The sequence below is a fragment of the Pseudomonas sp. MPR-R2A5 genome, assembly GCF_058793055.1.
This window is the reverse complement of record NZ_JBXAFK010000033.1, coordinates 1-16,172: the sequence shown is the minus strand read 5'-3', so window position 1 is coordinate 16,172 and position 16,172 is coordinate 1. Positions and strand designations below refer to the sequence as shown.

Here is a 16,172-nt window from a genome sequence, read left to right as displayed (position 1 = left end):
TGGGAGACGGGGAAGGATTTGTTTAATCAAATAGTGAATCGAACCTTTAGCCTGTAAGTAGTTCTGTACCCTTTCTACTCCTGTCCCCTTTTTTCCTTTTTCTGACTGGGGTCGCTTAGACACCCAGTGCGAGCAAGCTTGCACAAAAGGAAGTGGTCTGGGAAAGTGGTGGCGTTACCACTCTGATTGGTCTTCGAGGCTAGCTTTTTGGAGGTCATCTTTCCAGGCATCGCTGGCTAACCGGTAGATATCAACGAAGAAACCCCGTGGATCGGCTATTTCTGTTTCGTCCCATGCCATTGTTGAGTATTTCTCTGGGTCATTCTCGAAATAAGAGTGAAAGTTAAAGTTTTCGGTTTTTAGTGCGCTGAGTAAACTTTCCATTAATTTATATCTGTGGCGATATGAAAACTTGCTGGAAGGACCCAGACAGTATTTAAGTATGAGGGCTTCTCTGTCTTTATTGTTGTTGGGGTTGTAGTGTGCGAGCTCTTCCCCCTTGGTTTCCTCTCTGTCGTAAATGTCAAAGACGCCTACGAAATAGTACAAGCTGGCGTCGAAAGGGATATGGTCAGAGTTTGGGTGAAATAACATTTTTTATTCCGAGATTGGAAACAGAGTGAAAGGCGTGCCCTCTTCACGAAATTTCATTTCTGCGCCGTTCATGGATGGATTAAAAATTGGATTGTCTGGGTCCTTTTTATTTGGTCTGTAGCCACTTCCAGCTCCTAGTAGCTTTAAACGCACGATGTTGTTTTTTTGTCGTCGACGCCAGTATGCCGCCCAACTGCCAGCCAATATCCCGCTGCCAATCGCGCTGGCCGTCGACTGTTGCCAATGCGGCTTGAACCCTTCCCACTGCGACCGCAGCCATTGCTCCAGGTCTGCGGTCAACCCGGCGTAGGACACAAACAACGCGTCCACCTGTTGCGCCGACACGCCGCCTTGCACCCGTACCTGGTAGCGCGCGCCCGCGACGCATGGGTGTGAGCCTTTACCCTGTTCATCGAGCATGACCACGGTAGAACTGCCGTCATCCAGGCCGATCACCTCAACCGGGATATCGCCGATCGGCACGTCATGCACCGACTCGAACTTGCTTTCGATCTGCAACATACCGCCCGCCGGGCAGCGGGCCACGGTGGAGAAGTCGGTATCGGAAAGGCTCACGGAACGTTGCGAATTCCCCGCGCGCAACACCCGATCCATCCCCAGCAACGACGGTAAATCAGCGGCGTGGCTCACCGAATCCAGCGCGCGCGAATACCAGGCCCCCAGTTGCTGGCGATACGTCACCAGGCTCTGATGGAAGCTATCCAGCTCATGTTCGATATGGGCAATGTGGGAAGCGTTGGTCATCCGTGACGTCTCGGCAGAAGGCAAGGCGTCGGAGTCTGCCGCAGCGAAAAGCGGCTGGATGAACGGTTTTGAAAATCAGAATGGGCTCACCACAGTCAGGAAAAAGACGCGAAAAACCTACCCAAAGGGCTACACAAAAAAGCGATCCAACCGATTGCAGTACACCACTCAAATAAAAACTGCTCTCATCCTTGCCCGATTTTCCTGCGTGCCCGTCATGGTTAATAGAACCTCCATTACGCAGGATTTCCCATGTCGCGCCTTGCTCGTCCCTTGCACCCACTGGCCCTGTCCGTGGCGATTGCCTTTGCCGCCGTGCCGCTGCTGATCGTGCCGTCCGCCTTCGCTGAAGAAAGCCGCAGCGCCTTGCGCCGTTTCCAGATTCCGGCCGGCGAATTGAGCCAGGCACTCAATAGCCTGGCCGAACAGGCGGGCCTGGTGCTGGCTTTCGATGCAAGCCTGGCCCGTGGCAAACGCAGCAATGGCTTGAGCGGGCAATACGACACTGAGGTAGCGCTGAATCATGTGCTCGCCGGTAGCGGCTTGCAGGCGCTGAAGATCTCTGCCGACCGCTACCGTCTGGAAGCTATCCCGGATAACGGCGGGGCCATGGAGTTACAGGCCACGACCATCAGCGCGGCCGACCGGGCCGACAGTCCGACCGGGCCGGTGGCCGGCTACGTGGCCACGCGCAGCCTGTCAGGAACCAAGACCGACACCGCAGTGATTGAAACCCCGCAGTCGATTTCTATCGTCACTAAAGACCAGATGCGCGCACAGAACGCCGAGAGCCTTAATCAGATCCTGCGCTACAGCGCCGCTGTCGTTCCGGAAACCCGTGGCGCCACGGCCTCGCGGCTGGACCAACTGACCATCCGTGGCTTCGCCCCATCCACTTACCTCGATGGCCTGCGCGTGCCTTCCAGCCGTGACGCCTTGCCGCAAAAGGATGCTTTCGACCTGGAGCGCGTCGAAGTACTGCGCGGCCCGGCTTCGGTGCTGTATGGCCAGGGCACGCCGAGCGGGGTGATCAATATGGTCACCAAGCGCCCGCTGGACACGCCGTTTCATGAAGTGGGCGTCGAATACGGCACCTTCAACAAGAAGCGCACCACCTTCGACCTCAGTGGCCCGATCGACGATCAGGGTGTGTATGCCTACCGTGTGGCGGGATTGTTCGACGAGGCCGACGGCCAGGTCGAACACACCGAGACCCGCCGCCAGTCGCTGTCCAGTGCATTCACCTGGCGCCCCGACGAGGCCACCTCGCTGACCTTGCTCGGGCATTTCCAGAAGGACCCCCAGGGCGCATCCTACGGCTCGGTGCCGGCCTGGGGCTCGGTGCTGCACAGTCCGACCGGGCGCAAGATCGACGTGGACTTCTACGATGGCGAAAAGAATTTCGAGAAGAGTGACCGTGAGTATTACTCCCTTGGCTACGCGTTCGAACATCATGTCGACGATGTCTGGACCGTGCGCCAGAACGCGCGTTACCTGCGTGCCGAAGGTGTCTATCGGAGCCTCTACAACAGCTACCTCAGGGCGGATTACCGCACGTCCAAGCGTTCGACCATTGCCACCGATGTCGACATGGACGCCTACAACCTCGACAACCAACTGCAAGCCAAATTCGACACCGGGCCATTGCAGCACACGTTGTTGATGGGCCTCGATTACCAGAACACCAGCACCGACACCAAGGCCGGTTACGGCTCGGGGCCGGACCTGGATATCTTCGACCCGGTCTACGGCGCGCCCGTGGCCACGCCAGCGTTCACCACCGATGCGACCTCGCGCAGCGAACAGACGGGGGTCTACCTGCAGGAGCAAATGAAGTGGGACCAATGGGTGCTGTTGCTCGGCGGTCGCTATGACTGGGCCAGCACCGACAGCACTACCAAGACCCTGAGCAGTGGCGCCAAGAGCAAATCCTCCCTGGACAGCAAGGCGTTTACCGGGCGTGTGGGCCTGGTCTATCTGTTTGAAAACGGTCTGGCGCCTTACGCCAGCTATGCCGAGTCGTTCAACCCGCAATCGGGCACCGGTTACGGTGGTTCGGTGTTCAAGCCGACCGAGGGCAAGCAGTATGAAATCGGTATCAAGTACCAACCGCCAGGCAGCAACAGCTTTATCACGGCGGCGATTTTCGACCTGCGCCAGAGCAACGTGCCTACCATCGACCCAGACCCGACCCACCTGTGTGGCAATGGCCGTTGCAACATCCAGGACGGCGAACAGCAATCCCGTGGTTTTGAACTGGAAGGCAAGGCCAGTCTCAACGACAACCTGGACATCACCGCCGCCTACGCGTACCTGGATAACCGTGCGAGCAAGTCCAACAGCACCGCGCAGTACGCGCCGGTCAGCGATGTGGGCGTAGGGCCGGCGATCCCGGTCAAAGGCACGACCACGTACGGCCTGCCGCGCCATACGGCCTCGGCCTGGGCTGACTACACCTTCCATGATGGCCAGTTGAAAGGATTCGGTGCCGGTGCTGGCGCACGCTATGTCGGATCGTCCTGGGGGGATACTGCCAACACCCTGAAAGTCCCGGGCTACACCTTGTTTGACGCGGCGGTGCACTACGACATTGCGAATATCGCCAACCCCAAGGACAACCTGCGCCTGGCGCTGAACGCCACCAACCTGGCGAATAAAGAATACGTGGCGTCCTGCTTGTCCTACTCCTGGTGCTGGTATGGCTCGCAACGCACCGTGCAGGCGAGCGCCACTTATCGGTGGTGAACCCATGCAGTCCCTGTAGTGCGATAGAACTCACTCCTACCGTGTGCAATAAGGCAATTTAGTGGCCCCTTTGTAACAAAATTCTCGCCAGAATCGCTTTTATTTTCAGGTGGTTAGGTGAGGGAACAAATGCGCACTGTTGGAATCATGCTGTTCGCCTGCTCCCTGGCCGGCGGCGCGGCTACCGTGCAGGCACGGGAGTTGCGCGAGGGGGACAAGTACATGTGCAGTTGGGGCGCAGGTACTGCCGCCAGGGCCCAGGAACTCAAGCTGTCAGGGGTTTCGCTGTATGCCGCGCGACAAAAGATCCAGACCATCAAGTTCAATAAATCGTGGATGCGCATGATGGCCATGGGCATCACCGAGCAGACCTATGACAGCCGCTCTCGGCTCAAGCCCGAGGCGATTCGCCAGACGTTCTATCAGGACTGCCTGCGCTACAAAGTGGCGCGTAAATAAACGACTGGCCAGCAGCGCCTGTGCTCTTGATCTGCCCCTGCGGGGCAGGCGCTTTACAAATCCACCACAATCCCATGTTTCATTTTGCATACAATTGCGTCCTGCATGGAGGAGGCAAGTATGCAAACGCTTTATGCCATTGGCACCTTGGTGGTGGCCAACGAGATGGGTGACGACGTCCGCTACGAAAAGAGCAGGGCGCTATAACCTCATGAACCCGCCAGCGGCTGAATCGTCCAACAGCTTGCGTTATTTCGCGTTCGGGGTGCTGTGTGTCGCAGGGGCACTGGGGATCTATTTCGTGCAGTTCAATGCCGAGGTCGACCGCCAACGCGAAGCGGCGGCCGAGCGCATTGCCTTGTGCCGGCAAGTGGAGCGTGTGGCCAGTGCGGCATCGTCTAACAGTGTCGAACTTCGAGAAACCTGCAAACGGTTGAACGGGCAATCCTCTAAAAGTGTCACGCCGCTTTAATTAATAACCATTGTTTATAAAGGGATATATGGGGTGGAAGTAATCGCGATACTTGCACCAAAAAGTGGCATTCATATACCCCTCTACCTTAAAAAATATGTGGTTATTGAATGACTTACGACGCTTTTAATCCGACGAAAGGATTAAAATAATCTTGTTACAGCTTTTTACACTGGGTATTATTGCCGGGCGTTCACCTCCCACGGTTTATGCATTTTTAAATCCCAAGTTTCCATCAGCTACTTGGGATTTTTTTTGCCCGCGTTTTGACCTCGGTATCACACTTCTATTTCGGCAAACTCTGCACGCATCCGTCCATTGTGCTTGGCCTGGTACAGCAATTTGTCGACGCTTTCGACAAACCCCAGCATCGCACTGTTCGGCGTCACGATATGCGTGCCGACCCCCAGGCTCAGGCTCAGCAGGTTTGATACCGGTGAAAACCCATGTTCGATCTGTTGCTGGCAAATCAGATGCAGGCAACGTTGCGCCACTTGCCTGGCCGATGCGGCGTCGGTTTCCGGCAATAACCAAACGAATTCCTCGCCGCCGATGCGCGCGATGAAGTCCCGCGGTCGGTTGGCCGCCAATGACAGCGTGCGTGCCACCTGGCGCAGGCATTCATCACCCTTGATATGGCCGTAGTGGTCGTTGTACTGCTTGAAAAAATCGATATCCAAGATGATTAACGACAGCGGCAACTGGCTACGCTGGGCGCTGGCCCATTCGCGTTCCAGCACGGTATCGAACATGCGGCGGTTGGCGATACCGGTGAGGCCGTCCTGGAAGGAGTATTCCTCCAGCTGTTTTTGCAGGCGAGTGAGGTGCTCTTCGGTCTTTTTGCGCTCGCTGATATCGAACATGAAGCCGATCAGCGCTTCGACCTCGCCATCCTTGCGTACCACATGCACCACGTCGCGAATCCACACATAGTCGCCGTTGACCGTCAGCGCGCGGTAATCGGCCTCGTGGTCCACCCCGGCACGGGATTGCGAGACACAGAAATTCACAACGTATTCGCGGTCATCCGGGTGCATGCGCTCCACCCAGTCATCCACGCTGACCCAGCTTTTCGGCGTCCAACCCAGCAGCGCTTCGATCTGCGGGCCGATATAACTGAAGGTCATGGTCTGCCAGTCGATGCGCCAGGGGATGGCCTTGGTCGATTCGAGCAGCGTCTTGTACACATCGCTATCGGGCAGGCTTGGGAGTTCGGTGCTCATGATTGGGCGGCTCGCGATGATGGCTAAACGCCAACAGCGTCATTTGATCATGGGCTGGAGTCAAGCGCTGGGTGTAGCAGCAGACGGGAGGTCGAGTGATGGGCATTCTGGCGTCAGCCGTGGGGCATTTACGCGGTGAAAAGCGGCAGGGTCGATACGTTTGCATCCCCCCGCGCTCCAGGCCGGACGCGGAGGGGTTAGCGCGCGGGATCAGCCGTTGACGGTGTCGGTCGGTGTCGCGGCGGCGCCGTAATAGCGCCAGCAGCAATGCCGATGCTCCGGCACGATCACGCAGCCGCTGAGGCTGACGATCAACAAGGCGGCGACCAGCATGGATAGGCGACGAGACATGGTATTTCCTCATGGGTGTGTTGTGCGTACTGGTTAAACGCCGTCACCCGTGTAAATCCGTCGCGAAGCTTTCAAACATTTCATCAAGCCTTGCCATCCCCTGCGCAATACTGCGTTTGACCACTGCCTGAAAAAAAACGCCGCGGCCTGCGACGGATTTTCCGGCACACGCCGTTCAACCCATCAGCAGCGTGTATTCCTGCACGCCAATGAAGGAGTTGCCATGAGACCCCTGGCCCATTTGCGTTATGCCGTGCTGATCCCGCTGGCCTTCGCCGCGTTCGTCAGTACCCCGACCTTTGCCCAGACCGACATCATCATCCAGCAGGCGCCACCCCCGCAGCGCGTGGAAATGATTCCCGCCGAGCGCCCCGGTTATGCCTGGGACCCTGGCCACTGGCGCTGGGAAGGACGCGGTTACGCCTGGGTGCCGGGTCACTGGCAGCCGGTGATGCGCCATGCCCGCTGGGAGCCTGGGCACTGGGAAGCCCATGGCCCGAACTGGTATTGGCGTGAAGGGCACTGGATTCGCTGAAACCTCTTAGCCCCGGACCGAGACTTGCCCGATTGAAAGACACTGATCCGGACGTTGAGCTGCTGGCTCGTATCGGCAATAACGAACCTGCGGCCGTCAACGAAATGGTGACCCGCAAGCTACCCCGGTTGCTTGCGCTCGCCGGTCGAATACTGGGCGATGCCGACGAGGCCAAGGACGTGGCCCAGGAAAGTTTCCTGCGCATCTGGCGCCAGGCTGCCAATTGGCGCAGTGGTGAGGCGCGTTTCGATACTTGGCTGCACCGGGTGGTGCTCAACTTGTGCCGTGACCGCCTGCGCCGGCGCAAGGAGCGCCCGTTGAGCGACGAAGAGGCGCTGGAGGTGGCAGACAGCTCGCCATCGCCTGAAGAGCAATTGGAAACCCAGGACCGCAGTGCACGCATGGCCGCCGCGTTGGCGGCCTTGCCCGAGCGCCAGCGCGAAGCCATCGTGTTGCAGTACTACCAGGAGCTGTCGAACATCGACGCCGCGGCCCTGATGAATATCAGCGTCGAGGCACTGGAGAGCCTGCTGTCGAGGGCCCGACGCCAGTTGCGCAGCCAACTTGCCGACACACCCGGGCTTGCCCGCCCAGGAAGGGGAACACCATGACACCCGAACGCTTTGCTTATCTGGCCGACGCCTACGGGGCGGACCTGCGGCGTTGGCCCGATGCTGAACAGGCACCGGCCCAGGCATTGCTCCGCAGCGGCAATGTGCATGCGCGCGAAACCTTGCAGCAGGCGCGTTGGCTCGACAGCCAGCTGGACAGCTATCAGCCGCTCGTCGCCGACGCGGCGTTGGTCAGGCAGATTCGCCGATCCGCAGTGGGCGGTGAGTCTTTCTGGTCGCGTTACGCCGGTTGGTTATCGCCGGCCGGCCTTGTGGGCGTAGGGATCGCAGGCGTCGTCACGGGAATGCTGGTGGCGTCCATGAGCGTGCCGCTGCCCATGCGGTCATCCGACGTGCTGCCCAGCGTCTTCGACCAGGGCGACGCGGAAGTCGTCTTTACCGTCAATGCCGAGGAAGCCGAGCAATGACAAGCAGATCCCTCAAGCCGTGGTTGCTCGTTTCGGTGTTGCTCAACGTGTTTCTTATCGGCGGCGTCGGTGGCGGCCTCTACCATTGGATGGCCAACACGCCGACCGCCGCAGCGGTGGTCAATCAGCACGGCTTGCGCCAGGCGATGTTGAAGCTGCCGGTGGAGCGACGCAGGGAGCTGCGCCAGTTGTTGCGCCACAATCGCGACGACAGCCAGCCGCTGATCATGGCGGGGCGTGAAGCGCGATTGGGTGTGATCAAGCAATTGGAAGCGCCAAGCCTGGACCGTGAGGCATTGGTGGCAGAGCTGGCCAAGGCACGGGAGGCCGATATGGCCCTTCGGGCACTGGTGGACAGCACCCTGGCGCAGTTCGCCGGTAACCTGCCCCAGGATGAGCGGCAGAAGCTGGTCGAGGCGTTGTACATGCGCGGGCAGGCAAAAAACAAATCGATGCCCCTGGAGTCGGTAGGGAGTAAGCCTCGATCCTGAGCTGTTTCATCCTGACAGACCTGCTACGGGCGCGGGTCTGTCATTGACGCAAACGATGTGGCCAGCGTCCGGTAAATCAGACGGTCATTGCTGTCTGCGTCGCCATCGCCATCGGCGTCGATGAGGTCCTTGACTTTTCGATACTTACCGTAGCGGTCGGGGTCTGTTACCGTCACGATAAAGTCAGCTGCAGAGATGATGTTGTTGCCGTCTTTGAAATGCAGGATCTCGATATCCGTTGTTGAGCCAGGTTTGAATCTTATCAATATGCGACTAAAGCGCTTCTTATCACCGATGTCGCTCAAGGTGACCAAGTCGGTTACCAGCTTGGCGGCCAGCTCATAGTAGGACGCGTCATTTTTGTCACCTTTACCGTTACCATCCACATCTTCCGGCTTGCTGATAACGTAATACTTCCCGTCATTGTTGAGTGAAGACACACGTACGGTGAAGTCTGGCTTATCAAGTTCGTTATTTTCATCGCTGAGGCGAGATATCAGGACTTCGGGTATGTCATCGTCCCCGAACACTTCTTTGAATTCGTAGAGTAGCTTCATGGCATTGCATCCTTCCTGTGGCAGCGAAACCTGCGTCTACGACCGTAAGCCGATGACGTCGATCGGTCTACTGTCAACATTGACAGGTGATTGCCCGTTCAGTGTTGGCGACCGCGAAGGATGCTGAGTGCGGCGCTACAGGCGCCGCAGGAAGGATTTGACGATGTGCCGGGTGGCGTCGGTGGTGTCCAGTTCGTCCACAGCGCCGTAGGCATGCCACTGGCAGTCGACGATCTCGTTGCAGGGCCGTGCATCGGCGATATTCACCACTGAGGCTTCGAACACATGGTGCAGCGTGTCGCGGGCCTTCAGTTCCTGCAGGTACAGCAGGCCGTCCACGTTCAACCCGGTTTCTTCTTCCAGCTCCCGCTCGGCCGCGCCGACGGGGCGTTCATGCTGTTCGACCTTGCCACCTGGCAGTGCCCATTTCGACCTGGCCTTGCGTACGAAGAGGATATGCCCTTCGTGTTCGCAAATGACGGTTGCGCGTATTTTCATCATCTGTGCTCCCACGGCGCAATGTCTGTCACAAAAGTGTAATGCAATTGTCATGCTAGGTGGTTGTAGCGCGTCGGGTTAGGTACGTGGATACTGCCTGATTGATGAAAACGGACGAGGAAAACTGATGACGACCGTACGTTGGGGCATGATCGGCTGTGGCAGTGTCACTGAGTTAAAGAGTGGACCGGCTTTCTACAAAGCGCCAGGCTCAGCCCTGGTAGCGGTGATGGGGCGCCGCGAAGCGGTTGTGCGCGATTATGCAGCACGTCATGGCATTGCGCGCTTCTACACCGACGCCCAAGCGCTGATCAACGACCCCGAAGTGGACGCGGTGTACATCGCCACGCCGCCCGACAGCCACCTGGAGTACAGCCTGATGGTCGCGGCGGCGGGCAAGCATTGCTGCGTCGAAAAACCCATGGCCCTCAACGCCGAGCAGAGCGCGTTGATGCAGCGCACTTTCGAACGTGCTGGCTTGCACCTGTTCGTTTCCTACTACCGCCGCTCGTTGCCGCGTTTCCAGCAAGTGCGTGACTGGTTGCGGTCCGGGCGTATCGGCGAGTTGCGCCAGGTCAACTGGAGCCTCTGCAAGCCGCCAGCCGCCGAAGACGCCAGCGCCGCCAATTGGCGCACCGACCCGGCCATTGCCGGCGGTGGTTATTTTGTCGACCTGGCCAGCCACGGGTTCGATCTGTTCCAGTTCCTGGCCGGGGACATTGTCGAGGTCAGCGGGTTTACCGCGCGGCAGGCCGGGGAGTACACGGCTGAAGATGCGGTGACCGCCTGCTGGACGTTTGGCTCGGGGGCGTTGGGGATGGGCTGCTGGAACTTCGTCGCGGACCGTCGTGAAGACCGCGTCGAGCTGATCGGCAGTCGCGGCCGCATAACGTTTGCGGTGTTCGAAGACCAGCCGCTGCACCTTGAGAGCGACGTGGACGAGGTGCTGGAAGTGCCGTGCCACGAGCACATCCAGTGGCATCACGTGCTGGCGATGAACGCACACATTCGTGGCGAAGCCGAGCATCCGTCGCTGGCGATCGAGGCGTTGAAGACCGACCGCATCCTGGACAAAGTGTTGAAGCGTAATCCCTACCATCCTGAGTAGTTTTCCCCAAGGCCGCGTGGCTTCGGCGCCTATCGCCGGGGACACCCGCGGGCCGACAATGGTCGCCTCTTTTTTCAAGGAACAGACGGATGAACTACAAGGCAGCCTGGATGGCTATGGGGTGGGTGCTGGCATGTATGGTGGCGCAAGCGGCACCGCGTGAGCAGCGGCCAGCCGGGGATTTTGATTTTTATGTGTTGTCGCTGTCGTGGTCGCCGACCTTCTGCCTGACGCACCCGGACAACGAGCAATGTTCGGGCAAGGGCTATGGGTTTGTGCTGCATGGGCTATGGCCGCAGTACGCAAAGGGCGGGTGGCCGGCATCGTGTGATCCACAATCGCGATTGTCGGCGCAAGACCTGGCCAAAGGCGCGTTGATATTCCCGACACGGGCATTGCTCAAACACGAATGGACCAAGCACGGTACCTGCAGCGGCCTCGACGCTTCGCGCTATCTGGAGGCGACCGATGCGGCCTTGGGCGCGGTACAGATTCCGCAACAGCTGCAGCCGTTCGATGCCCCGGCCTACCTGCAGGCGCGCGACATCGAAAACCTGTTTCGCCAGAGCAATCCCGCCATGGGCGACCACAGCGTGGCGGTGATCTGCAAGGGCAAGGTGTTATCGGAAGTGCGGGTGTGCCTGAGCAAGGAACTGCGGTTTGCCGGCTGCCCCCGGAGTGTGAAGACCCAGTGCCGCGACGGCGATATTCGGATTCCACTGCAGCGCTGATCAACTGCCTGGGTGCAATGCAATGGCGGCAGGTGCCAACGCGGCGTTGGCACTCGAGGCTCCGGCACGGTCGGCCAGGTAACGCGCTGGCGGCTGGCCCATTGCCTTGCGGAACATGGTGATAAACCCGCTGGCGTTTTCATAGCCCAGGTCCAGGGCGACCCGCTGCACGCTTTCACCCTTGGCCAGGCGTTGCAGGGACAGGATCACATGCAACTGCCGGCGCCAGCGGCCGAAACTCAGGCCAAACTCCTCCAGCAGCAGGCGCGTCATGCTGCGTTCGCTCATGCCGATGCGTACCGCCCACTGGGCGAGGGTGGCCTTGTCCGCGGGATTGGCCAGCAGGCTGTCAGCCAGGCGGCGCAGCCTTGGGTCCTGGGGCATCGGCAGGTGCAGGTGTTCGATCGGGGCCATGGCCAGTTCGTCCAGCAGCGTGTTGATCAAGCGCCCCTGGGCCCCGTCCACTTCATATAACGGCGGGAAGCTCACCGCTTTGCTGATCAGCTCATGCAGCAGCCCGGACACTGCCAGGGTGCACGCCTGCGGGGGCAGGGCGTTGGCGGCGTGCGGGTCGACCAGCAGGCAATACACCTCCGCCGCCCCGGAGCCACGGGCCGCGTGGGGCATGCCACCGGGAATCCACAGCGCGCATTGCGGCGGCACGATCCAGATACCGGCCTCGATTTCACAATGAATCGCCCCGCGCAGGGTGTACATCAACTGGCCCTTGCGGTGGGTGTGTGGAGCGTGCTCCCAATTCTGTGATGCGCTGCTGGCGCTCACTGCCACCACGGCACGTGGGATCAGGTCGGCATCCTTGGCGCGCGAGGGGTCATGCAGGTCGAGACGATGGCGCTTCATGGCAGTGCCGCGGCTTGGCTGAGTTGCGAAACATTCTGGCTATTCTGTGCAATGTCGTCCAGCGGTTCGGCGCCTATAGTGAGATCCACTCTCATTCAGGAGCTTTGCCATGCGACTCGACAGTTCAACCTTCCCTGTGGTGAAAATCGTCTTTGACGCGCCCAACGAAGGCGGGCCGGACGATACCTTTGTGATCTTCGAAAGCCTGTTGGCGCGTCAGCAACCCTTCCTGCTACTGCATGAAAAAGCCGTGGATGAGAACAATCACGAACACTCCCACGAGGAGCGCAAACAAGCCTCGATCTGGATGAAGAAAAACAAACCGGCCCTGCGCGCGTTCGTCAAAGGCATGATCCAGGTGGAACCGAGCGCGGCCAAACGCCTGGCGCTCAAACCGTTCACCATCACGTTCAGCAAGGCGTGGGGCTATCCGCTGCTGGTGGTAGGGTCCCGGGAGCAGGCGTGGGCACTGGCGCGGGACGTGCTCGATGAGCGGGTTTGCGATGTGGCGCAATTTTGAAATGTGCACCGGGCGGGGGGGCGTCAGTCACTGTAGACAGTCCGCCCCGGCTGATTTCCTTCACCTTTGCCGAACCGGAGAGGGAGATTGTGTGGGGCTTGCTAGCACATTGAAGTATCCTCCGCGCCCCGCTATCACTGATTCAACGAACGATGACCTCACACGCTATGCAGGCGATGCTATCGGCGATCCTCGACGAAGTGCGCCCACTGATCGGCCTCGGCAAAGTCGCCGACTATATCCCCGCATTGGCCGATGTACCGGCCAACCAACTCGGTATTGCGGTGTACGGCAACGACGGCTCAGCCTACTGCGCCGGCGATGCCGACACCCTGTTCTCGGTGCAAAGCATCTCCAAGGTATTCAGCCTGGTGCAGGCCATCGACCACGGTGGCGAAACCATCTGGGAACGCCTGGGCCACGAGCCTTCGGGGCAACCGTTCAACTCCATGGTGCAACTGGAATTCGAACGCGGGCGACCCCGTAACCCCTTCATCAATGCCGGCGCGCTGGTGATCTGCGACATCAACCAATCACGCTTTGCCGTGCCGATTTTGTCGATGCGTGACTTTGTTCGGCGTCTGTCGGGCAACCCGCAGATCCTGGTCAACAGCGTCGTTGCCGAATCCGAAGCCCAGCACGGCGCACGCAACGCGGCCATGGCTTACTTGATGAAGTCGTTCGGCAACTTCCATAACGATGTGGACGCGGTGCTGCACAGTTACTTCAACTACTGCGCGTTGCAGATGAGCTGCCTGGATCTGGCCCGGGCATTCAGCTTCCTGGCTAACGCGGGGGTGAGCGCCCACAGCGGCGAGCAGATCTTGACCGCGCGCCAGACCAAGCAGGTGAACTCGATCATGGCCACCAGTGGGCTGTATGACGAGGCGGGCAACTTTGCCTACCGCGTGGGCTTGCCGGGCAAGAGCGGGGTCGGCGGCGGGATTGTCGCGGTGGTGCCGGGGCAGTTCACCGTGTGCGTATGGTCGCCGGAGTTGAACGCAGCGGGGAATTCGCTGGCGGGGATGAAGGCGTTGGAGTTGTTGAGCGAGCGGATTGGGTGGTCGGTGTTTTGAGATTAACGCGACCCTGTGCACGGTTAAATGAATGACTCAACAGGCTCTAAGCTCATGGAACCCGCAGATAACACTGCTAGGTCCATGAGCTTGATCCAGGTGAGTGGCTTTCACGTTAATCAATCGGGTTTCAGATTGGATTGCATTTTTCGGCGACAGCGGTCTCGTGAGACACATTCGGCCGGAAGGGTTCCAAGTTCCACTCCGCTTTGTTTTTTGCGATGGCGAGGTGACAGACAAATTGTCGACGCATGCCGCCGCCGTCGTTATTTTTCCATTGTGGGTCGTTGGCATATTTCTGAACGAGTTCTTGATAAGCCGCGTCGGTTTTATCTGGGCCAATGAGCCTGCCGCAAGCGGTAGGGATTACCGAAAGAGTCCATTGTTCTTTGTTGGTGCCAGGGTCATAACGTAACAACCAGGAAGCGGAAGCAATATAGGACGTGCAGGTCGAGGTGTTCAGTGAAAAGTTACGATCGTCGGCCCAATTTGACGTTTGACCGTTGAGGGTCTGCCTGGCAGTGATCGGATCATAACTGGCCATCGTTGCAGCAGGGATTCTCCAGGTGCCATCTGATCCGGCAGTCGTCTTACCAAGCAAGTACGCACCCTCTTTTGGATATACCTCAATTTCGGCATACGGTGCGCTCTTACCGGAAATAGTGAAGGGGGAGGAAACCGTGGCGCCTTCCGCCGGTTCTACAATCGTAGGACGGGTAAGGGCAGTGGTGGGCGCCCCCGGGCCAGTGACGGCCTGGTTCGAGGAACTGAAACCAAACACTACCTCCTCTTGTGCCGAGGTGGGGAGTTTTAGACTGAGTATTGGAACAATAATGCCGGTGTCTGTATAGAACTCTTGTTGATTGGCTTGGGCGTCAGCTAGGCTCGCGGCGGTTGTGAAAAAAAAGGCTTGAATCGGTAAAGTACTGCCGCTTTTGGGGGGCCAGGCGGTAACTTGCAGATCATTCCAATCGGGGGCAAAACCCAGCAGGTTCTTCGCCTTGATCGACTCCATGAACGGGATACTGCCTCCCGGTACTGTTTTTCTCACATCGAATCCGCACTGAGATAGATAGGGGTCAGAGAATGAAGCGCTGTCATTCCAGTGTTGTAACCATTGTTGGGCGGTCGTGATTCCTTGTAGGGCGCATAAACGACTGGCTTGAAAGTATTTCCCATTCTCCAGGGTGATGCTGCCGCAAGGAACATCGCGATACCAGTCCCAGGAGTCTTTCGGGAATGAACAAAGAACATCAACCGGGATCTTGCCGGGCGGTGCCAGAAGATTGGGATAGATTATATAGCCATTCGCATCGGGCAGATTCCAGGCAAAGTTTGAGAATTTGGCGTCTGCTCTTAAAAAAGAAAATGAAATTGAGTGTCTGGCGATTGATGTTGGGCTAGGGTCCCAGACTCTATAGGCATTGGATTTTTTGGTCACCCTTAACAAGAGGCCATTGCACAAAAAAGCCGGGCGGTTAACGGTTCCGCAGTCGACGGCAGTATCGTGGTATTGATTTTGAATGGCGATCAATGTGTTTTGGCCGTCGGTAATGGAGTCAATAGGCGAACCTGAACTCCATTGCGCATTGGCATGGCTGAATAGAAAGGAGAGGCTTAAGAGTATTAGATGCCTTATGCGTTTCATGATGTGCCTCTTTTTATACCTATAAAATGGGTGGCGAGCCGATGCATTTTTGTCTTTGCATGTAAAGGCTAATCAGTGCGAGGAAAATATGTACCTGTTACTTTTCACAGGTTTTTATATTTTTTAGCTATGGCTGGAGGGGGGCTTATTATCTTGAGTTTTCTAGGTGTTGCGAGCTTTAATGAGAGGGGTGGGATGTCTGTTTAGTTAGTTGTTGGTAGTTGTAATGGCGGGCTCGATATTTTTCATGGGCGAGTGCCAGGTGTTTATTAAGCACGCAACACTTTTGGTCTAAATATCGAGAGTTGATGGGGCTTCAAAAGTGAGAGGTTGCACAGGGGCTGGAAAGCTTCTTTCAATAAACTTTTAAACGTGGGGCTATGTGCATGCAGTTCGCGCATTAAACCCTTATCGGAAAAATCCTAGGGATGGTCTGAAGTAGCCATGTATTTCCCCGGCATACCACCTAGCGCAACTTTTAAACTCGCCAAATGATCAA

General features: G+C 58.0%; 19 protein-coding genes. 11 read left to right on the top strand and 8 right to left on the bottom strand.

Translation table 11 applies throughout. The annotated features are described in order from the left end of the window. Positions 1–174: 174 nt before the first annotated feature. Together AC1Q6I_RS22130 and AC1Q6I_RS22125 are read right to left on the bottom strand one after the other, a co-directional pair. On the bottom strand, positions 175–594 hold the full coding sequence (locus AC1Q6I_RS22130) for a hypothetical protein (RefSeq protein ID WP_069075802.1): 420 nt from the start codon (positions 592–594) through the stop codon (positions 175–177). Positions 595–597: 3 nt separating this feature from the next. Beyond that, positions 598–1,359 (bottom strand): hypothetical protein, encoded by a 762-nt coding sequence (locus tag AC1Q6I_RS22125; protein WP_492618403.1) that lies wholly within the window; start codon positions 1,357–1,359, stop codon positions 598–600. Between the two features lie 252 nt (positions 1,360–1,611). Here AC1Q6I_RS22125 and AC1Q6I_RS22120 point away from each other — a divergent pair, with 252 nt between their 5' ends. The 3 genes from AC1Q6I_RS22120 to AC1Q6I_RS22110 all read left to right on the top strand — a co-directional run bounded on the left by AC1Q6I_RS22120 (position 1,612) and on the right by AC1Q6I_RS22110 (position 5,035). Then, positions 1,612–4,104 carry a TonB-dependent siderophore receptor gene (locus AC1Q6I_RS22120; protein WP_102625533.1) on the top strand — a complete coding sequence of 831 codons (2,493 nt, stop codon included), beginning with the start codon at positions 1,612–1,614 and terminating at the stop codon, positions 4,102–4,104. A 129-nt stretch (positions 4,105–4,233) separates the two neighbouring features. Beyond that, positions 4,234–4,563: a hypothetical protein gene (locus AC1Q6I_RS22115; RefSeq protein WP_024076003.1), complete on the top strand. Its 330-nt coding sequence runs from the start codon at positions 4,234–4,236 to the stop codon at positions 4,561–4,563. A gap of 211 nt (positions 4,564–4,774) precedes the next feature. Then, positions 4,775–5,035, top strand: coding sequence for a hypothetical protein (locus AC1Q6I_RS22110; RefSeq protein ID WP_024076002.1), 261 nt, complete (start codon positions 4,775–4,777; stop codon positions 5,033–5,035). A 278-nt stretch (positions 5,036–5,313) separates the two neighbouring features. On the opposite strand, the gene AC1Q6I_RS22105 is transcribed toward AC1Q6I_RS22110, so the two are convergent. Then, positions 5,314–6,258 (bottom strand): sensor domain-containing diguanylate cyclase, encoded by a 945-nt coding sequence (locus AC1Q6I_RS22105; protein ID WP_102625532.1) that lies wholly within the window; start codon positions 6,256–6,258, stop codon positions 5,314–5,316. A 210-nt stretch (positions 6,259–6,468) separates the two neighbouring features. Beyond that, positions 6,469–6,609: a hypothetical protein gene (locus AC1Q6I_RS22100; RefSeq protein ID WP_024076000.1), complete on the bottom strand. Its 141-nt coding sequence runs from the start codon at positions 6,607–6,609 to the stop codon at positions 6,469–6,471. 223 nt (positions 6,610–6,832) lie between these two features. On the opposite strand from AC1Q6I_RS22100, the gene AC1Q6I_RS22095 reads away from it, so the two are divergent. Genes AC1Q6I_RS22095 through AC1Q6I_RS22080 form a run of 4 tightly spaced genes read left to right on the top strand, consistent with a single transcriptional unit; the run spans position 6,833 to position 8,674 of the window. Beyond that, positions 6,833–7,144 (top strand): YXWGXW repeat-containing protein, encoded by a 312-nt coding sequence (locus AC1Q6I_RS22095; protein WP_024075999.1) that lies wholly within the window; start codon positions 6,833–6,835, stop codon positions 7,142–7,144. A 32-nt stretch (positions 7,145–7,176) separates the two neighbouring features. After that, on the top strand, positions 7,177–7,755 hold the full coding sequence (locus AC1Q6I_RS22090) for an RNA polymerase sigma factor (RefSeq protein WP_024075998.1): 579 nt from the start codon (positions 7,177–7,179) through the stop codon (positions 7,753–7,755). Next, on the top strand, positions 7,752–8,183 hold the full coding sequence (locus AC1Q6I_RS22085; protein ID WP_024075997.1) for a hypothetical protein: 432 nt from the start codon (positions 7,752–7,754) through the stop codon (positions 8,181–8,183). The genes AC1Q6I_RS22090 and AC1Q6I_RS22085 overlap by 4 nt, the downstream gene beginning before the upstream one ends. Then, positions 8,180–8,674: a periplasmic heavy metal sensor gene (locus AC1Q6I_RS22080; RefSeq protein ID WP_024075996.1), complete on the top strand. Its 495-nt coding sequence runs from the start codon at positions 8,180–8,182 to the stop codon at positions 8,672–8,674. The genes AC1Q6I_RS22085 and AC1Q6I_RS22080 overlap by 4 nt, the downstream gene beginning before the upstream one ends. A gap of 23 nt (positions 8,675–8,697) precedes the next feature. On the opposite strand, the gene AC1Q6I_RS22075 is transcribed toward AC1Q6I_RS22080, so the two are convergent. Both AC1Q6I_RS22075 and AC1Q6I_RS22070 read right to left on the bottom strand, forming a co-directional pair. After that, positions 8,698–9,231, bottom strand: a complete 534-nt coding sequence (locus tag AC1Q6I_RS22075) for a hypothetical protein (RefSeq protein ID WP_024075995.1) — start codon at positions 9,229–9,231, stop codon at positions 8,698–8,700. Positions 9,232–9,366: 135 nt separating this feature from the next. After that, complete coding sequence (locus tag AC1Q6I_RS22070) at positions 9,367–9,729, bottom strand: NUDIX hydrolase (protein WP_041161240.1); 363 nt, start codon at positions 9,727–9,729, stop codon at positions 9,367–9,369. A gap of 127 nt (positions 9,730–9,856) precedes the next feature. Here AC1Q6I_RS22070 and AC1Q6I_RS22065 point away from each other — a divergent pair, with 127 nt between their 5' ends. Both AC1Q6I_RS22065 and AC1Q6I_RS22060 read left to right on the top strand, forming a co-directional pair. Next, complete coding sequence (locus AC1Q6I_RS22065) at positions 9,857–10,837, top strand: Gfo/Idh/MocA family protein (RefSeq protein ID WP_024075993.1); 981 nt, start codon at positions 9,857–9,859, stop codon at positions 10,835–10,837. Positions 10,838–10,926: 89 nt separating this feature from the next. After that, on the top strand, positions 10,927–11,568 hold the full coding sequence (locus tag AC1Q6I_RS22060) for a ribonuclease T2 family protein (RefSeq protein ID WP_024075992.1): 642 nt from the start codon (positions 10,927–10,929) through the stop codon (positions 11,566–11,568). Here AC1Q6I_RS22060 and AC1Q6I_RS22055 read toward each other — a convergent pair whose 3' ends face one another. Next, a complete protein-coding gene (locus tag AC1Q6I_RS22055; protein WP_102625531.1) occupies positions 11,569–12,429 on the bottom strand; it encodes an AraC family transcriptional regulator in 861 nt (286 codons plus the stop codon). Between the two features lie 109 nt (positions 12,430–12,538). Between AC1Q6I_RS22055 and AC1Q6I_RS22050 the strand changes: the two genes are divergently transcribed. Beyond that, positions 12,539–12,949: a hypothetical protein gene (locus AC1Q6I_RS22050; RefSeq protein WP_024075990.1), complete on the top strand. Its 411-nt coding sequence runs from the start codon at positions 12,539–12,541 to the stop codon at positions 12,947–12,949. A gap of 167 nt (positions 12,950–13,116) precedes the next feature. After that, positions 13,117–14,025 carry a glutaminase B gene (gene glsB / locus AC1Q6I_RS22045; RefSeq protein ID WP_024075989.1) on the top strand — a complete coding sequence of 303 codons (909 nt, stop codon included), beginning with the start codon at positions 13,117–13,119 and terminating at the stop codon, positions 14,023–14,025. 130 nt (positions 14,026–14,155) lie between these two features. Here the strand turns inward: glsB and AC1Q6I_RS22040 are convergent, their stop codons facing one another. Continuing rightward, positions 14,156–15,673, bottom strand: coding sequence for a DUF2599 domain-containing protein (locus AC1Q6I_RS22040; RefSeq protein ID WP_024075988.1), 1,518 nt, complete (start codon positions 15,671–15,673; stop codon positions 14,156–14,158). Positions 15,674–16,172 lie beyond the last annotated feature (499 nt).

What these genes read in the sequence shown, in the direction of transcription:
- AC1Q6I_RS22130 (WP_069075802.1), bottom strand. Translation starts at nt 594, where the DNA reads ATGTTATTTCACCCAAACTCTGACCATATCCCTTTCGACGCCAGCTTG.
- AC1Q6I_RS22125 (WP_492618403.1), bottom strand. Translation starts at nt 1,359, where the DNA reads ATGACCAACGCTTCCCACATTGCCCATATCGAACATGAGCTGGATAGC.
- AC1Q6I_RS22120 (WP_102625533.1), top strand. Translation starts at nt 1,612, where the DNA reads ATGTCGCGCCTTGCTCGTCCCTTGCACCCACTGGCCCTGTCCGTGGCG.
- AC1Q6I_RS22115 (WP_024076003.1), top strand. Translation starts at nt 4,234, where the DNA reads ATGCGCACTGTTGGAATCATGCTGTTCGCCTGCTCCCTGGCCGGCGGC.
- AC1Q6I_RS22110 (WP_024076002.1), top strand. Translation starts at nt 4,775, where the DNA reads ATGAACCCGCCAGCGGCTGAATCGTCCAACAGCTTGCGTTATTTCGCG.
- AC1Q6I_RS22105 (WP_102625532.1), bottom strand. Translation starts at nt 6,258, where the DNA reads ATGAGCACCGAACTCCCAAGCCTGCCCGATAGCGATGTGTACAAGACG.
- AC1Q6I_RS22100 (WP_024076000.1), bottom strand. Translation starts at nt 6,609, where the DNA reads ATGTCTCGTCGCCTATCCATGCTGGTCGCCGCCTTGTTGATCGTCAGC.
- AC1Q6I_RS22095 (WP_024075999.1), top strand. Translation starts at nt 6,833, where the DNA reads ATGAGACCCCTGGCCCATTTGCGTTATGCCGTGCTGATCCCGCTGGCC.
- AC1Q6I_RS22085 (WP_024075997.1), top strand. Translation starts at nt 7,752, where the DNA reads ATGACACCCGAACGCTTTGCTTATCTGGCCGACGCCTACGGGGCGGAC.
- AC1Q6I_RS22080 (WP_024075996.1), top strand. Translation starts at nt 8,180, where the DNA reads ATGACAAGCAGATCCCTCAAGCCGTGGTTGCTCGTTTCGGTGTTGCTC.
- AC1Q6I_RS22075 (WP_024075995.1), bottom strand. Translation starts at nt 9,231, where the DNA reads ATGAAGCTACTCTACGAATTCAAAGAAGTGTTCGGGGACGATGACATA.
- AC1Q6I_RS22070 (WP_041161240.1), bottom strand. Translation starts at nt 9,729, where the DNA reads ATGAAAATACGCGCAACCGTCATTTGCGAACACGAAGGGCATATCCTC.
- AC1Q6I_RS22065 (WP_024075993.1), top strand. Translation starts at nt 9,857, where the DNA reads ATGACGACCGTACGTTGGGGCATGATCGGCTGTGGCAGTGTCACTGAG.
- AC1Q6I_RS22060 (WP_024075992.1), top strand. Translation starts at nt 10,927, where the DNA reads ATGAACTACAAGGCAGCCTGGATGGCTATGGGGTGGGTGCTGGCATGT.
- AC1Q6I_RS22055 (WP_102625531.1), bottom strand. Translation starts at nt 12,429, where the DNA reads ATGAAGCGCCATCGTCTCGACCTGCATGACCCCTCGCGCGCCAAGGAT.
- AC1Q6I_RS22050 (WP_024075990.1), top strand. Translation starts at nt 12,539, where the DNA reads ATGCGACTCGACAGTTCAACCTTCCCTGTGGTGAAAATCGTCTTTGAC.
- glsB (WP_024075989.1), top strand. Translation starts at nt 13,117, where the DNA reads ATGCAGGCGATGCTATCGGCGATCCTCGACGAAGTGCGCCCACTGATC.
- AC1Q6I_RS22040 (WP_024075988.1), bottom strand. Translation starts at nt 15,673, where the DNA reads ATGAAACGCATAAGGCATCTAATACTCTTAAGCCTCTCCTTTCTATTC.